The sequence below is a fragment of the Pseudomonas sp. PWP3-1b2 genome (assembly GCF_049896045.1).
Lineage (GTDB): Bacteria > Pseudomonadota > Gammaproteobacteria > Pseudomonadales > Pseudomonadaceae > Aquipseudomonas > Aquipseudomonas antarctica_B.
Genome location: NZ_JAFCTN010000051.1, coordinates 22694 through 39419, shown reverse-complemented (window position 1 = coordinate 39419; position 16726 = coordinate 22694). Strand labels below are relative to the sequence as shown.

At 56.6% G+C, this 16726-nt stretch carries 14 protein-coding genes and 1 pseudogene; 4 read left to right on the top strand and 11 right to left on the bottom strand.

The genetic code is table 11. The features are described from left to right. Nucleotides 1–89 precede the first annotated feature (89 nt). The 11 genes and pseudogenes from ACP7A2_RS24025 to ACP7A2_RS23975 form a co-directional block, all read right to left on the bottom strand. Nucleotides 90–1010: a PfkB family carbohydrate kinase gene (locus ACP7A2_RS24025; RefSeq protein WP_426136280.1), complete on the bottom strand. Its 921-nt coding sequence runs from the start codon at nt 1008–1010 to the stop codon at nt 90–92. Then, complete coding sequence (locus ACP7A2_RS24020) at nt 1003–2469, bottom strand: purine-cytosine permease family protein (RefSeq protein ID WP_426136279.1); 1467 nt, start codon at nt 2467–2469, stop codon at nt 1003–1005. The genes ACP7A2_RS24025 and ACP7A2_RS24020 overlap by 8 nt, the downstream gene beginning before the upstream one ends. A 132-nt stretch (nt 2470–2601) precedes the next feature. Further along, nucleotides 2602–3603: an ADP-ribosylglycohydrolase family protein gene (locus ACP7A2_RS24015; RefSeq protein ID WP_426136278.1), complete on the bottom strand. Its 1002-nt coding sequence runs from the start codon at nt 3601–3603 to the stop codon at nt 2602–2604. After that, nucleotides 3600–4313, bottom strand: coding sequence for a GntR family transcriptional regulator (locus tag ACP7A2_RS24010; RefSeq protein WP_426136277.1), 714 nt, complete (start codon nt 4311–4313; stop codon nt 3600–3602). Before ACP7A2_RS24010 ends, ACP7A2_RS24015 begins: the two co-directional genes overlap by 4 nt. Before the next feature lie 70 nt (nt 4314–4383). Beyond that, entirely contained in the window at nt 4384–4944 is a 561-nt protein-coding gene (locus tag ACP7A2_RS24005; protein WP_426136275.1) for a DUF1285 domain-containing protein, read from the bottom strand. A 17-nt stretch (nt 4945–4961) separates the two neighbouring features. Further along, nucleotides 4962–5567 carry a DUF4823 domain-containing protein gene (locus ACP7A2_RS24000; RefSeq protein WP_426136273.1) on the bottom strand — a complete coding sequence of 202 codons (606 nt, stop codon included), beginning with the start codon at nt 5565–5567 and terminating at the stop codon, nt 4962–4964. 118 nt (nt 5568–5685) lie between these two features. Then, a complete protein-coding gene (locus ACP7A2_RS23995) occupies nt 5686–6654 on the bottom strand; it encodes a GTP 3',8-cyclase MoaA (protein WP_375068002.1) in 969 nt (322 codons plus the stop codon). 139 nt (nt 6655–6793) lie between these two features. Then, complete coding sequence (locus ACP7A2_RS23990) at nt 6794–7462, bottom strand: TetR/AcrR family transcriptional regulator (RefSeq protein ID WP_426136272.1); 669 nt, start codon at nt 7460–7462, stop codon at nt 6794–6796. A 444-nt stretch (nt 7463–7906) separates the two neighbouring features. After that, nucleotides 7907–8692 carry a TatD family hydrolase gene (locus ACP7A2_RS23985; protein WP_426136271.1) on the bottom strand — a complete coding sequence of 262 codons (786 nt, stop codon included), beginning with the start codon at nt 8690–8692 and terminating at the stop codon, nt 7907–7909. Nucleotides 8693–8754: 62 nt separating this feature from the next. After that, on the bottom strand, nt 8755–9744 hold the full coding sequence (locus ACP7A2_RS23980; RefSeq protein ID WP_426136270.1) for a DNA polymerase III subunit delta': 990 nt from the start codon (nt 9742–9744) through the stop codon (nt 8755–8757). After that, nucleotides 9737–10087 (bottom strand): annotated as a pseudogene (locus ACP7A2_RS23975) (dTMP kinase); the annotation flags it as partial. The gene ACP7A2_RS23980 and the pseudogene ACP7A2_RS23975, both read right to left, overlap by 8 nt. A 102-nt stretch (nt 10088–10189) precedes the next feature. On the opposite strand from ACP7A2_RS23975, the gene ACP7A2_RS23970 reads away from it, so the two are divergent. The 4 genes from ACP7A2_RS23970 to ACP7A2_RS23955 all read left to right on the top strand — a co-directional run bounded on the left by ACP7A2_RS23970 (nt 10190) and on the right by ACP7A2_RS23955 (nt 16726). Continuing rightward, nucleotides 10190–11011, top strand: coding sequence for a deoxynucleotide monophosphate kinase (locus ACP7A2_RS23970; protein WP_426136269.1), 822 nt, complete (start codon nt 10190–10192; stop codon nt 11009–11011). 533 nt (nt 11012–11544) lie between these two features. Next, nucleotides 11545–13722 carry a hypothetical protein gene (locus tag ACP7A2_RS23965; RefSeq protein WP_426136268.1) on the top strand — a complete coding sequence of 726 codons (2178 nt, stop codon included), beginning with the start codon at nt 11545–11547 and terminating at the stop codon, nt 13720–13722. After that, on the top strand, nt 13719–15749 hold the full coding sequence (locus tag ACP7A2_RS23960; protein WP_426136267.1) for a tyrosine-type recombinase/integrase: 2031 nt from the start codon (nt 13719–13721) through the stop codon (nt 15747–15749). Before ACP7A2_RS23965 ends, ACP7A2_RS23960 begins: the two co-directional genes overlap by 4 nt. Continuing rightward, a complete protein-coding gene (locus ACP7A2_RS23955; RefSeq protein WP_426136266.1) occupies nt 15746–16726 on the top strand; it encodes a hypothetical protein in 981 nt (326 codons plus the stop codon). The genes ACP7A2_RS23960 and ACP7A2_RS23955 overlap by 4 nt, the downstream gene beginning before the upstream one ends.

Here is a 16726-nt window from a genome sequence, read left to right as displayed (position 1 = left end):
ATGGCGGTGGATCAGTCAGTCAATTAAAGACTGATCCACCGCCATCGCGGGCAAGCCCGGCTCCCACTTTTTTGAGTGCTGAGTGCCCTCTAGCCTTCTGCCAACAGTGCATCCACTTCAGCAGTGCCCGGTGACGTCGCCGGGCCCCAGCGCGTTACGGCCAGTGCTGCCGCCGCGTTGGCTCGCCGCGCTGCGTGTGCCGGGCTCAAACCGTTGGCCAACCCGGCGAGAAACACACCGGCATGGGCATCACCCGCGCCGTTGCTGTCGACGGCCTGCACCTTGAAACCCGGCACATGCGCAGCCTTGCCCTGCTGGCTGACCCAGCAACCCTTCGGCCCGTCGCGCACCACCAGCAAGGTCTCGGTAGGCAAATGGCGGTTTAGGTCGAGCAGCGCATCCGCAAGAGTGCTCGCGCCGGTAAAGGCCAGCGCTTCCGGGCCATTGCTGGTCCAGATATCAATGCGTGGCAGCAGCGCGACCATCAGTGCCGAATCCGGCGCCTTGACCAACGGTCCCGGGTCAAACACCACCCGGATGTCACGCGGCAATGCCAGAAGCCAGTCGAGCAGTGCGTGCGCCTTGCCTTCCAGCAACAAGCTGTAGCCACTGACATACACGAAGTCGTCGGCGCGCGGCACAATGCCGGCCAAATCCTCGGTACTCAGGTCGCCCTCAGCGCCGATATGGGAAATGAAGGTGCGCTCGGTGCTGGCCTCGGTCAGCGACACACACAAACCTGTGTCCTTGCCCTCACTGGCGGCTTGGGCCATCACTACGCCTTCGGCCTGCATCGCCGCGCGGGCCAGATCGCCAAAGCGCCCACTGCCATGGCGACCGAGGTACACCACCGGCAAACCATTACGTCGGGCCGCCGCCATCACGTTAAAGCCACCGCCGGCTTCGAAGCTGGCAGATTTTGCCAGCACGTCGCCGCCGGTTGCAGGCAGGGTATCGAGGGCCATGACCAGATCGACGATGACCTGGCCGGTGTGCAGCAATCTAGACATTGTGACGCTCTACCAAAGCCGGGCGGCGGTCAGCTGCGCCGCCGAGTACCCCATAAATTCCGCCGGCCACCAGAAAGGTGACGATCCAGCCCAGGCCGTTGTGGCCAAGCCAGGAATCGGACAACGGCCCGGCGAACCAGATGTTTTGCGCGGTGGTGCCAATGGTGGTGAAGCTGAAACCCAGCACAATCGCCACAGCCCAGGCGCCGAACGCACGCCATTCCACGCCGCCGCGGTACCAGTAGGCGCTGCTTGGGGTAACGTCGAGCAGGTCTTTGGGGCTGTAGTAGTGACGGTGCATCAGGTCGACCACGAAGATCCCGACCCATGCGGTGATCGGCACGGCCAGCAACGAGATAAAGGTAATGAACGGGCCGTAGAAACTGTCGGCGATCAGCATGAAGTAAATCGAACCGGCGAAGATCGCCACGATGTCGACGATCACCGCGTGTACGCGCTTGACCTTCAAACCGAGGGTCAAGGTGGTAAGGCCCGCCGAGTACACCGACAGGTTGTTCGACAGCAGCAAGCCACCAAAGGCCGTAATCAGATACGGCACGGCCATCCAGGTGGGCAGCATGTCGCGGATCGCGATGATCGGATCAGTCGCCGACGCGAGGTCGTTGTTACCCACTGACAGCAGGCCGCCGAGGGTGATCAGCAACACCAGCGGAATGCCTGCACCAAACGCGGCGGAGGCCACCAGGCGCACAGCCTTGACGCTGCGGTGCTGGTAGCGCGACATGTCGGCGCCAGCGTTGGCCCACCCGATACCGGTACCGGCGGCCATGGTGCCGACGCCGATGATCATCGCGCTCAGCGGTGCCGGGGTCGCGTTGAATACGGCGCTCCAGTCGATGGTGGCGCAGAGGAAGCCGCCGACCACGATGTTCAAGGCGCCGAACACGTAAGTCGCCCACTTCTGAATCACCAACAAGGTGGCGTGGCCCAGGCCGGAAACCGCGAGGGTCAGCAGCACGAAAATCGCGATGAACACCAGCGTCAGGATCGGCGCGCTTTTCGCCTCGACCGGCGAGTGGAACAGGATCGAACACAATGACAGCAGCACGAAGGCGGCGGTGGTGGTGTTGACCGTTTCCCAGCCCAGGCGCGACATCAACGAGACGATGGTCGGGCCGATATTGCCGCGCACGCCGAAGATGGCGCGGGACAGTGTCAGGCTGGGCGCACGGCCACGACGGCCCGCGATAGAGATGATGCCCACCACCGCGAAAGAGCCTGCGGCGCCGAGGATCGCAACGATGATTGCCTGCCAGATCGCCAGGCCGCGAAACGCAACCAGCGTCGCGCCAAGGGGCAAGCCGAGGATGCTGATGTTGGCCGCAAACCACACCCAGAACAGTTGCAGCGGGTGACCGTTGCATTCGCTTTCAGGAACCGGTTCGATGCCGCGTGTTTCCAGTTGCCCGGCGCTTTGGCCGGAAGAGGGGGTACTCATGGGGGTGCTCCTGATGCCTGTATTGTTGTGGTTGTGGCAGATAAACAAAGCGAACCTTTACTCGGTCTCCATGACTCAATGCGATTGATGTGGGAGCTGGCAATTCAGCTCCCACATTTTGATCTGTGGCATTTAGCGCAATTCGAGGAGGTGCTGAACCAGCGGCTGCAAATCCAGGCCATTGACCTGCTTGACCTGTTCGATCAGCGCCTCTGGCCAGCACTGCATGCCCAGGCACGCACCCAACATGGCGCCGAGGATCGCGGCGATGGTGTCGGTGTCGCCGCCAAGACTGGCGGCCAGGCACAGGGCTTCGAACGCACTCATCGCGCCCACCGCCACTTGCTGCGCGAGGGCAAACGACACCACCACCGATTCCTGGGACGCGACAGAGGTGCCGATCAATTCGTAAAGCAAGTCGGCAAACAGAGCTTTGTCGCCGCTGCCGACGGCCAAGGTGCGTGCCCAACTGATGCGCGTGGAAATGCGCCCGCCAGCGATCCAATGCCCATGACCTTCCGCCTGTTGGGCGACTTGGGTGCCGATGTTCAGGGCTTCACCCAAGTCCACGCCGTTGATACCGGCCGAGACCACCGCCGCCACGGCGGCGGCGCTGGAGATGCCCAGGCTGGTGTTATGCGTGACCTGACAGGCTTGAATCACCGCCTGAATAAACCCCGCCGGGTCGCTGACGTCCGCCGAAATCCCCACTGGCGTAATTCGCATCGCCGCACCATTGGTGGTGCCGTAGCGGCCGGATTCTTCCGGGGTGTGGCCGGCGAGGATCATGTCGATCGCACGTTTGGTCGATGGGCCGAGCAGGTCCTGGGAACCCTTGGCGCGCATCACCGCTTCCCAGTCGATCAAGCGCCGGGCGAGCACAGAGGGATCGATCTTGCCCTGCCCTTCCACCAGCAACTCACCGACCAGGATCGCCTGTTCAGTGTCATCGGTAATCGAACCTGCGGGCATGTTCGGTGCGATGGGTTGGTCGGCGTCGGCATCTTCCAGGCCGGTGATGGCGCCAAAGCGTGCGCGAACCTGCTCACGGCTAAGGGACTGAGTGGGCATGCCCAGGGCATCGCCCAACGCCAGGCCGTAAAACGCGCCGAGTGCGCGGGAAATCGGGGTCATTTCGACGCTCCAAACTGCAGGTGCAGACGAAAGTGCAGAGGGTCGAGCAAACTTTCGACGTGCTCCATGAAACGCTCGCGACGGTCGTAGGTGGTGCGCGACGCTTTGAGAAACACCGTGCCGACAGGTCGGCCGAGCAGTTCGGCATCTTCATTGCTCAGCGGCTCGGCGCCGATCCATTGGTCACCTTCGGCGCCGACATAGCCGAAGGCCGCCAGGGTGATGGTCAGGGAATTGTCGATCAGGCCGACGTCCGGCAGGCTTTCCAGGCCACCGGAGGCGGGCATCAGCGAGCGTTCAAGGGACACGAAGGCGCCATCCGGTGCGCAGCGGCGGCGGTCGAGGGCGATGAACCGGTCACTGCCAAAACGGCTGAGCAAGTCCGGACGGGTCACCGCTTCCAGGCGCAGGATATCGGTGGTCACCTGGGCGCCGGTGTCGGCCAAGGCCTGAGCCCAGCCGCTGCGTTGGTCGAGCACCATGCCGTCGAACGTGACGATGGAACCGACACCGCTTTGCGTGGCGATGTAGTTGCGCCGCTTTAGCTCGGCCAGGGCTTCGCGCAAGGTGCCGCGGCTGACCGCAAACTCTTCGGCCAGTTGATGCTCGCCAGGCAGCAGGTAACCGTCAGCCATCACTCCACCTTCGATACGGCGGATGAGCTCGTCGACGACGCGTTTTTTCTTATCAAATCGGACATGTCTAATCATGTACAAATTGATAACCGATAGCGCCCGTTTGCAGCAAGTGAATTATTTCAGGGAGATGAAAAGAACGGCTTCAGGGCTCCAGGCCGATGCGGAAAAACTCCCCGCCGCTCCAGACGCCCAGCCAGTTCTGACCGTTGATCGGACGACTCACCGCCAGCTCGACCATTTGGTAGAACGCGTTGCGATGCACAAGGGCTTCGAGGTTTGTGCGCACCCGCAGATACGGCGCGGGCTCTTGAGTGACAGGGTCGATCACCACCCGCAACGGGTGTTCAAGGCCCGCGTCAATTTGGTCATCGACATTGGTTGTAAAGCGCAGTACCTGGCTTTCACCCTGCCCTTCGACTTCCAGGGTAACGGCGACAAACGGCGCGTCATCGACGGTAATGCCGACTTTTTCCACGGGAGTAACGAGAAAATACTCATCGCCATCGCGGCGAATGATGTTGGAGAACAGCTTGACCATCGGCTTACGCCCGATTGGCGTGCCCTGGTAAAACCAGGTGCCGTCACGGGCGATGCGCATGTCGATGTTGCCGCAAAAGTCCGGGTTCCACAGGTGAACCGGTGCCGGTCCCTTGCCTTTGGGCAGTTGGGCCAACAGATCATTGGCCGTGGCGGAATCGGTCATGGGGCGTTCCTCAGGTGTTACTGATCACTCATCCCCAGCAGGCCGCGGGCGTACTGCGCCAAGGGGCGGGCGATCAGGTCTTCTGGCTTGTTGTCGTGGAACGTCAGTAAACCGCCACGACTGCGAATACGTGCAGTATCAATCAAATACTGGGTGCTGGTCTCGATCAACATGATCTGGATGACGCCGCTGTCCAGGCCCACCCGGTCAAGGGCTTGTTGATCGGTCCACTCATCGGCGTTGCCGATACGGTCATCGGCTGCCGCAAAGCGGCAATACAGCAGGTAGTGAGCGCCCGCCGCGCGGGCTTCGGACATGGCTTGCTCGAGGCCTTCAGGCTTGCGGGCGCGGCGCACCATCGGGAAATATTCGACGAAGCCGTTGAAGGCTTCTTCGGCCACCACGTTAGGTCGCGGGTAGGCACTGCCCGGCGGCACGAAGGCGCCCTGGGCGATGAAGACAAAGGAATCCGGCTGTATGCGGATCGACGCGGTGCGACGGGTATTGCTGTGGTCCAACAGCCCGGCGTCGCTCATCTGATAGCGGGTGCCTTCGGCCATATCGCTGACGGTCATGCAACCACTCAGCGTCAATGACGCCAGCAACAAAACCAGACTACGCATCCTAATCCTCCAGAAGCCGGTGACGGAAAACCGGCGAATGGGCGTGAGATGCAGGTTCTGCGCCACTTAACAGCAACGCAAATCAAATGTGGGAGCTGGGCTTGTGTGGGAGCCTGGATCAGCCGCCGATGATCTTCATGATCGTCGCGCCGCCCGAGAATGCCACTTCCTGCTTGTCACCCAGCGCCTTCATCAACAGGCCTTGCAAGGCAGGCAGCGCTTGATGGCGCGGTTTGTCCAGCAGGTCGCCGACATAGTGACGGTTGCTCGACGACAGGCAGCCATGCAACCAACCGGTCGAGGACAAGCGCAGCCGCGAACACGTACGGCAGAACGGCACGCTTTCGTTGGCGATCACGCCGAAAAAGCCCTTGCCCGGCACTTCGTAGCGCACCGCCGTGGCATCCACCGGGGCGTTGGCTTGCAGGTATTCGTGGTGTTCACCGATCAGGCTCAGCAGCTGTTGCAGGCTGACGAACTGCTGCAGGAAAGCATTGGAATCCTTGGCCAGATGGCCCATGCGCATGAGTTCGATAAAGCGCAGCTCGTAGCCACGCTCCAGGCAATAGTCGAGCAGCGGCATCACCTGGTCGAGGTTCTGACCACGCAACGGCACCATGTTGACCTTGATCTTGATCCCGGCCGCGCGGGCCTGGTCCATGCCATCCAGCACGGTCGCCAGGTCGCCGCCACGGGCGATGCTGCGGAAAGCGTCGGCGTCGAGGGTGTCGAGGGACACGTTGATACGCCGAATGCCGGCGTCCACCAGCAGCGGCAGTTTGCGCGCGAGCAGTTGGCCGTTGGTGGTCAGGCTGATGTCGCTGAGGCCCATCTGCCCCACGGCGCCCATGAAGGCCTCCAGCTTGGGACTCACCAGCGGCTCGCCGCCGGTGATGCGCAGGCGGTCGATGCCCGCCGCTTCAATCAGGTACGCCACACCACGCGCCATGGCTTCGGCCGAAAGTTCGTCCTGGGCAGCCACCAGCCGCTTGCCGTTAGGCACGCAGTAGGTACACGCGTAATTGCAGGCTGAGGTCAGGCTGATCCGCAAATTGCGAAAACGCCTGCCTTGACGATCAACGATCATGGATCACTCCGGCAGAGGATGATTCGGGCGCGCTAAAAGCTGACTTATAATTCAACTTTTAGCAAGATCCTTGCCTGAGTATATTCCTGGGGCATTGCACCTGGCAGTAAATCATTGAGCCATCACCGTGGCGAATGACTTACGTAGCCGGGGTTTCGCTGGTCTTTGCTTCAGCACTTGGCAACTCGGTGCTGTGCTTGCGCTTGTTGCCCATGCGCACGCCGATGTCCATCAGGAACTGGAAGAAACCTTCCTGATCTTCCAGCACGTTGCTCCAGAACGGCGAGTGGTACAACGCCACGGCGCCGTGCACCAGCGCCCAGGCTGCGCAGTAGTGGAAATACGGAGGCACATCTTCAAGCTTGCCTTCGCTGATACGACCTTTGATCAACAGGGTCAGGCGTTCGAAGTTCGAGGCGCGGATTTTGTGCAGCTCTTCGACCATCTCCGGCACCTGATTGCCCTTGACCACCTTCTCTTCCAGGCGATCAAACAGGCGATAGCGCTGCGGGTCACGCATGCGGAACTCGAAGTAGGCCCGGGACAGGGCCTCCTTGTCCTTGTCGACGTCGGCCGAATGCAACAGCTCGTTCAGGTCGCGCTCATAGTCGAGCATCAGGCGCAGGTAGATTTCGGCCTTGGACTTGAAGTGCTTGTAGATCGTGCCTTTGCCGATACCCACGGCATCCGCAATCATCTCGACGGTGACGCTGTCTTCACCTTGTTCGAGGAACAACTTGAGTGCGGTGTCGAGAATTTCCTGCTCACGGCGGCGAAACTCACGGACCTTACGGGGTTCTTTTTGCATGAGGGAGAGGTCTGCAGAGGTCAATGTGGGTGGATTACGCAGGGCCACGGATACGTGGCGATACGATTTACCTGATGCGAGGGATTATCCCGACTGAACAGTCGTTGGGCAACGCCTATGTGAACCCGTTATGCACTTAACTTTCAGCACGCCAACGTTTTCACCGCTCTCAGTCAGAAATAATACGCAACAACTACACCTGTGCACCCACGCAATGAGAACTCAAGCGAAGCGCGCGTATTCCAAATCTGTTTAAAAAACGACCAATCGCGACTGGACTGAATCGGATACTGATCAATACTTCAATAGTCGACGCGGCATCTCCCCCAAGTGACGCGTTGACCTGGGTACCGACGGACTGCGTGCCCTTGTTTTACTCCTAATGGTCTTAACCCGGATTCACCCCCCAGAACCCGGGTTTTTTTTGCCTGCGATTTGACCTTCTCAGCCAGCCACGTGGGCCAGCGGAAACAGACGCTTGAAGTTCTCGGTGGTCTGTTCGGCAAACCGTTCGTAGGACTCACCGCGCAGCATCGCCAGATAGTCCGCTACATCTCGCACGTATTCCGGCAGGTTCGGCTTGCCACGATGGGGAATGGGCGCCAGGTACGGCGAGTCGGTTTCCACCAGCAAACGGTCAGCAGGCACCTGGCGCGCCACATCGCGCAGGGCGTCGGCGTTGCGGAAGGTGACGATGCCCGACAGCGAAATGTAGAAGCCCAGGTCCAGCGCGGCTTTGGCCATGTCCCAGTCTTCGGTGAAGCAATGCAGCACGCCGGCCTGGGGCAGCGCGGCTTCGCGCAACAGGGTCAGGGTGTCGGCACGGGCGCCACGGGTGTGGACGATCACTGGTTTACCGGTTTGCTGGGCGGCTTGCAGGTGCAGGCGGAAGGAGGCTTGCTGCAACTCGGCGGCTTCGGGTTCGTAGTGGTAGTCCAGGCCGGTTTCACCAATCGCCACCACACGCGGGTGGTTGAGCTCACCCAGCAACCAGTCCAGGGCGGGCGCTTCGCCAGGCTTCAAGTCCAGCGGGTGGATACCCACCGAACAATCCACGTCGGCATAACGATCAGCCAGGGCTTTGACGTCGGCGGCGTTCTCGGCGCTCACGCCAATGCACAGGAAGTGCCCTACCCCGCGCTGACGGGCAGCTTCCAGGGCAGCATCAAGGGAACCGCCGTGTTGGGCGAGGTCAAGACGATCAAGGTGGCAATGGGAATCTACGAGCATAGGGATTACAACTTGAGTCACGGAAAGTGTCTGGCCGACGATACACCCGTCGGCCACGGAAATTAACGGCGGCCGAGCAAACCGACCCACTGCACCAGCAGCGCTTCGAGCAGCAGCACGCGGTTGAGGTTGGCTTTGCCGAGCACCTTCTGGCGTTGGGCAAGGATCCAGTCCTGAATGTTCAGCACTTTGTCCTGGGCACTTTTCTGCGCCAGGTACTGCACGACCTTGCGCATGTCCGGCAGGCCCAGGCCGTCTTCATCTTTGGTCAACTGGTAGCGCAGGATCAGGCTCGACCAGTCACAGAACCAGTCGAACAGCAGCAGCAAGGGAATATCCTTCCAGGCGCCTTCGGCCAGTTGCGTGGCGGACTGTTCTTGCTTGAGCAGCTTTTTCACGCCGTCGACCACCAGCGCGCGTTGCTCGCGCACGCCTTGGGCTTGCAGCTTCACCGCCGCCAGCGGCGAACCGGCGGCCAGGGTCAGCAGCTCGACGCGCTCATCGGCGGAACACTCCGGCAACGCTTGCGCCAGCCATTGCAGGCTCATTGCCTCACTCGGCAACGGGCAGGCCTGCTGCACACAGCGGCTGCGAATAGTCGGCAACAAGCGGCTGGACTGGTGGCTCACCAGCAACAGCACGGTATCGCCCGACGGTTCTTCCAGGCTCTTGAGCAAGGCGTTGGCGGCGTTAATATTCATCGCCTCCACCGGCTCGATCAGCACCACTTTGCGCCCGCCCATCTGCGCGGTCTGCACCACGAAGCTCACAAGGTCGCGCACTTGGTCGACCTTGATCGCCTTGTCGGCTTCCTCGGGTTCCAACAGGTAATTGTCCGGGTGGCTGCCGGCCTTGAGCAGCAGGCAGGATTTGCACTCGCCGCAGGCTTCCAGGTTCACCGGCTGCTTGCACAACAGGCTGGCCATCAGGCGTTCGGCCAACGCACGTTTGCCGATGCCGATGGGGCCGTGCAGTAAATAGGCGTGGGCGTGCTGGGCACGGCCGGCCAATTGCTGCCACAGACTGTCCTGCCACGGGTAGGCTTCAGCCACGGGCGCGCTCCAGGAGTGTCGGCAACAGCGCATCGATGGCCTGCTGCACCTGCGCCAGCGGTTGGGCAGCGTCGAGCAAATAATAACGCGCGGGCTCAGCCGTGGCGCGCTTGAGGAATGCACTGCGTACGGCGTCGAAGAAAGCCAGGCCTTCCTGCTCGAAGCGGTCCAGGCGACCGCGCGCACTGGCGCGGGCCATGCCGATTTCTACCGGCAAGTCGAACACCAGCGTCAGGTCAGGCCGCAAATCGCCCTGCACAAAGGTTTCCAGCGTGGCGATGCGCTCCAGAGACAAGCCTCGGCCGCCGCCCTGATAGGCATAGGTCGAGTCTTGTATTACGTCTGATCTAAATGTAAACATGACTCAATTGTATGTCCGTACCTGAAAATGTAAACATAGAAAAAAGGTCATAAAACCTAGAGAATACAGGTATTTGGAGCGGATATGAGAACCATCATTGGTTTGGCTGCGCTGGCGCGGAGCGGTAAAGACACCGTTGCTTCGATGCTGCTCAAGCATGAAAATGTAGCTGCCTTCGCTCTTGCTGACCCCTTGAAATCGGGCTGCCAGGCGCTGTTCGGCCTTACCTCTGATGAAGCCTGGAGCGATGCTATAAAGGAAGAGGTCGTTGACCTGTGGTCTCTTTCACCCCGCCTGATGTTCCAGATGCTAGGCACCGAGTGGATGCGGCATCATAACCCAGAGCACTGGCTTATGCGCGCGGATAAGCAATTGAACCATCCGCACATCGATCTCACCCCTCCCCCCTCAGACGAGTACCTCTCCCATTCGGAAGCGCCACTTCGTCTCACCGCGCAGGCTTTCTTCGGCTTCACGAATGCCCAGACCTGGGAGCCCTACGAGCAAGGTGCAGTGGACCAATACTGGTCCATCACTCCCAACGAAGCATTCAAGCTTATTAAAAATTTGACCCGCCAATATTTTCCTAACTACGAGGACGTCAGGGCCAAACACCCTGTAAGACCGCTTGAAACTAAACAGTTGAGCCTAGAAGATAAGTCCGTAATCATCATCAAAGATATTAGGTATGAAAATGAGGCTGACTTTTGGCGCTCCCACAATGGAGTCATCTGGCACATCCAAAGGAAAGATGCTTTAAAGGTGGCATCTCACTCCTCCGAAGAAGGAGTCCAGCATAAGCCTCTTGATCTTCTTATAGAGAATGACGGGACTCTCGAAGATCTTCAAACAAAAGTCGACCATGCATGGCTCGAAACAATGACCCGAACTGTCGCAGTCACTTAATAGCTTTACCCTAGGCACCCCGTTCACAATCGCGGGCGGGGATACAACGCCCCCCGCCTTGAGCTGTAGATCTCTGATACTGCTTAGGGTTTGCACGAGCAGAAGCTTAGCCAAGCCCTGGATAATGCTCCTACCGGCATGACGCCACCTCATTTCATCTTTTCGTTGTCTCATCTGGTCGCTCCGCTGATCCCCATCTACCCCAGATCCTTACTATTGGTTCCCGATTCATCGCTAGCCAGCGGATGAGCGCCTAACTTCTCGCACCAAGCTCAACTAATCCTCACTTCAGAAGTTGCAGTCGCGTCAATACAACTGACACTAAGCATAAGCAAATCGAAATTATGTACTACATATAAAGGAAGTGCACCTCAAGAAATCGCTAACTCCTCAATAAAAAATGCGCCAAAACAAAAAAAGACTTGATTTTCGGGCAACGCATGATGATAAGCTAAAAGAACTATACATAAGGCTGACAACGCGCGGCTCCATCAACGGCCAGAGTTTCACCGCAGCCATGAAAGAGCTTTCGCATGGAAATAGAATTCGCAACAACTGAAGTAGAGTCTGTTAAGGGTCGGGTCATATCCTGCAACTATCTAAATCACCCAGGATTCTCCAAAGACAAAAACCTTTACCAAACCCTGCACTACGTATTCATCCAGTACTGCCCTACCGTCTCTCACGCTAATGGATACTTATTGCGCTCCGCACTAAACGCGTGGCTCGATTATGCATCCTCATACGATCAGAAAAATCCTGAGGCCCTGCGACTGAGTCAGTACACCGACATCTCAGTGGCCGTATTCTTGGGATTTGTTAGCTACTTGAATCGCAATGAGCTTCCGCTTAGCTACGCCGAAAAATTTCGAGCAGCTATGTCAGTGGTGGCAAAGAACACAGGAAAAATACCAAAGCTAACTCTACCAGCAGTGAAGACAAAAAAGGACACCCCCAAGGAGCCACTGACCGACGAAGCCTACGAGCAACTCACGAAGGCTTTGCAAAAGCACACTGAATTGCTATATAAAAAACTAGATCTCCGGAACGCGCTCGAAGCAGTAAAGCCATACACCTATGAAGAGCTTTGCGAGGTGACGCGCCCGCAGTACGATCGGAAGAATATATTCCGCTGGTACCAATATCATCTCGCAAATAAGATCAAAGTTAACAAGACCACGTTGACCTACCGACTGCGCAACTCTAACGACCCGGAGATGATAGCTCTATCAAAGCTTGGGGCCAGCAAGCCATTTCAGGAATTTTACCGCGCCCACTCAGCTCCTTATCTTCTTGAAAGACCGGTTGATCCATTTTCCGGTGTGGGCATATACACTTGGGTGCCAGATGATCTCCGCACACTGAAAACCCTGATCACTGCCGGCTATCCGTTTTCCACATCGCTTGAGGTGCTTAACGACGAATACTCACGCAGCGCAATTATAAACTTTACGGAATCCTGCAATAACTCCGTGAAGATCTTGCTATATAGATATACTCACGCCAACAGAGCCAATACCAGACAAAAGATTACCGCTTGGGATGAGCTGCTGGGCATGTATTACCCTACTGGGGTCGATATGGCTGCGCTCCTCCAGTTCCTCATGATTCAATCCGGCTGGAACAAGGAAACGGTACTCTCTATTGATCCAGATAATTTTGAGCACATTCTATCCGGAGCAGTCAACGAAAACCTTAAGATGCTTTTCGGTGAGAAACAGAAGTCTCAGAGTATAGGAAAGGAATACGAAGCCCCTGCGCAGATCCTTGCGACGAGCAATTCCGCAGATCCGTATGCGGTGTGCAATCTTGTCAGACTGGCAGAAAAGCTATCGGAGCCGCTTCTGAACCACGAATTTGATGTCTCGACGACTTTGGATAACGGCGAAGAACTGAGCAAACTCTTTCTGTTCTTGAGAGCATGGGGAGACTTCAAATCGACAGGTGGGCGCCACGGCTCGATTTCATTTCCTAAGTCGTATCACACCGCGGCTAAACAATTTTTCGATCTCTACCCGGTTTATGAGAACGGCAAACGACTTGTGGCTGCGAAGGACATCGCCCGGCGGCTACGCCCAACATGGAGCCAGCATAGGCGCCGGACAGATCCGTTGAGCATCGTTTCCCTTCAAATGGGTCATGCCCAACAGCGAACGACAGACATCCATTACGACAGCTCCGGGGCAGCTATGCAGCGCCGCAGGGTCGAACTGAGATCTGCTCTTGAAGAAATCATGGATCTCTTGGGCGCTCGCAAATTCGAAGGTTTGTTGGGGAAACGAGCAAGTGAATTGGCCAATGTAATCCCGCGCTTTTTCCACATACCTGGACATACAGCACCTCTCTGGGGATGCATGGATCAAACCGCACCTAGCTGGCCAGGTGCTGATCGCCAACTGAGGGAAGGCCAAAAATGCTTTGCCATTGAGAAATGCCTTGGCTGCGACAAGGTTTGGGTCACAACTGACAGCCTGCCCTACCTACATGAGCGGTTGAGTCATATTGAACAAGATCTTTACGACCGCGATGAATCTGGCTTTACCAGACGCTTAAGCATTGAAAAGGAAATCATTGAATTCCTTTTCGAAAGCTGGGACGACCAAGATGCAGTCTTAGACGCGCTTCGGTTCAAGCGCAGACAGAAGAAAAGCTTGCTGCCTCGCGACATGGCAGCCTTGAGGATGATTTTTGAAGAGGAAGAAGCGCAATGAGTTCAATAAAACTTAGCGACGACGAACTCATTGCTGCGTTTGAGTCAGATAATGAGGAAGCGCTGGACGCAGCCCTTGAGGATATTCTCGCGGAGTCGTCAGCAGGCGCAGCTCAAGCCAAAGACTCCCTGAAAAATAAGCTCGCATTGTATCCTAATGGCGATTTCCCTGTTTCTGAATTCTCCTGCTTTTGCGATAGCGAGTGGACTCTAGACAAGCCAAAGCACAACTTCGCACCTAAGGTTAAGCTCGACAGAGAAATACCAGGATCCAACTTCCTGAAAAGCTGTCTTGTCTACTACCTCATTCCAAATTTCTCGTTCCAAGGAAATGTTAAATCGTATCAGACGACCAAGTCTCGCGCATATGAGTATTCTGCGGTCGAGGATTTCCTGCTTAAGCCGAATCATCTAACAGCGACCTCATCGGACATCGCTCTAATATCGGCACCTATGCTGAACAGGGCGCTTGACGCTGCTAAGAATAGTGAAACAAATAGAAAATACGTTTCTCTTTTCTTCTTCATCCGCTTGTGGCATGCCCTATCCATCCAAAAGCTTATTCCGGATGAAATCTGTCTAAATGTGGACTTGCGCCACGTTGATACGACCGAACGACATCGCGATGTGCGTGAGATTTTTACGGGCGTAATGCAAGGATGGGTTCCATATTCCGAAAACGAACTGGAACACCTCATCAATTATTCTCTCTTCTGGACTGAAGAAGCAATGCCGCATCTTCAAGCAGCCAGGAATTTCATCAGAGACAACAAATTTGATGAGATCGAAGGCTACCTGATATTGCGCACCCAGGAACTGCCCGACTTCGAGAAATACTTCAACATTGAGATCAATGGAGCGCGCGTCCTTAATTATAACGTCGTCCATAGAACCATTACCAAAGGTAAATACAGCTGGCCAGGTCATGCGTATACCTGGGTTCAGCATTACGCAATAGCTCTAGATCGAGTAAGGAATGCTCTATTTATTTTGATCGCACTGATCACCGGCGCGCGTAAATCAGAGTTGGCTATCCTGACCTTGGATGATATCTGGGCAGATGAGGCCGGGGAATACTGGATCAGGATCAGACGGTTCAAGACCGCCAAAGACCCCGCTCACAATGGCGAGGTTGATGAACTGCCACTGCCCAAGTTCATTGGGGAAAAAGTCGAAGCCTTCAAAGAACTGCGCGATGTTAAGCCGTTCAGGAAACGTGAGATCCTGTTTCAGGCTAATCAGAGCGTAAAGCCACTCAATCAAGTCACCCCGGCGATCCTGAACGGCATCATCAAGCAGCTAAAAGATGAGGTACCGGTCGAACGCATTCACTGTCATCGCTTCAGGAAGACGATTGCAGAAATCTTGATCAATCGTGATGAACGCAACATCGAGCTAATCCGGATGTTATTCGGGCATCACAGCTATGAGATGACCCTGCGATATATCAGCCGGAACCCACATCTGGTCATGGGCGTAGCTCAAGCACTAGAGGATAGCTTTGCTAGCGAATTCCACGAGATTGTCTCCTCGGTGCGCGACGGTAGCTATTCAGGCGCTCCAGCCGAGAGGATTGCTGAGCAAATCGCGACACGTCCGAATGAGTTCACCGGAAAGCGCCTGCGCGTCAGCATCATGGTCTACATCTCGCATCTCCTGGTAGCTGGCGAGCCCGTCTACATCAGTCGCACGGCCATCGGGACCTTCTGCGTCTCCGGAGAGCTGTTCTCGCACGAGAACCCGCCTCCATGCCTTGAAGGCCGGCCTAATTCCGATGGTCACCTGATGCCAGACCCTCAGAATTGCCAGATTGATTGTCGAAACGCGGTTGTCTTGGCAAAAGCACGTCAAGCGATCGTGGATAACATCGAGTTCTTCACATCCGTCCTCGCAGACAACATCAATACGATCTCGAAGAAAGCGGAGCTGCAAATTCGCCGCAAAATCGAGGCCCATCAACGTCACCTAAGTAACTTGGAGCGCAACCAGCATGCCCCAGGCCTGATTCCTTTGAGAGCAATAGCATGAACGAGAGCGCAACCCGAGCTAAGCTCGTCCAGATCATCTCTGAGCACCACTATTCACTTCCTGGCAAAAAGTTGGGAATTAGTGAGCTTTCAGATCGCGTAGGCATCACTCGCCAAGCTTTCAATAGGTATTACGGGGACCTGAAGGATTACGCATGGGGGCGTAAGCCACTGTCCGAACTGCTCACCGGCTCAGCTCCGAATGCTACCGAGCTACTGACCCAGAGCCATACCAAGCTCGTGGAGTTGAATGAGCAGGTTGAGACCCAGCAGGCTCAGTTCGTTAAAGAGAAAGAGAAGCTCCGAAACGGGCTGATCACGTCTTTGATGAACGATGACATCCTCCGCTTCAGCGCCAACGAGATCCGGAAATCCATGCAACAGCAGTTGCTTCACAACGAGCAGCTGCTGCGTCAGGTCAATGAACTGAAGCTTGCAGCTATTCATAGTGATCAGGGAAAAGCAGCAGAAGTACCGGCTGCGCCTCGCCTCATCGCCAATAAAATTGCGCTGGAGACTAATCTGCTAAACGCTTTTTCAGCTATCCACAAGAACGACGACATCGACACTTACGAATTGCAAAAGGAAAAAGCGAACGATGAGGTTCTGGGAAAGATTAACGGTCTCGCTAGAACCTCAGCCACGACAGTTGTCGTATTCGTAGAACGCTACATTTCCAGCTTTCAAAAATTCGTAGATAGCTTTTATCTGCCTAATGGCGGCCAGACGATAATCGTCAGGCTGCCCATCGCGTCGAGCCTGGAGCTTAAGAGCTGGATGGCGAAAGTAATCAAGCCGACACCGATTAAAGTGTATTTCCCAATGTGCGATGCTCCTGCGATAGTAAAGGCTCAGCGCGCATTTCAATTTCGGGGCATTCCTGACTTCGAACTGGAGATGGCGGACAAGTTTTCCACCCTCAACATGTCACCCTTGATGGACGAACTTTGCATTTTCCGTGTCAATCAAGGTGACTAA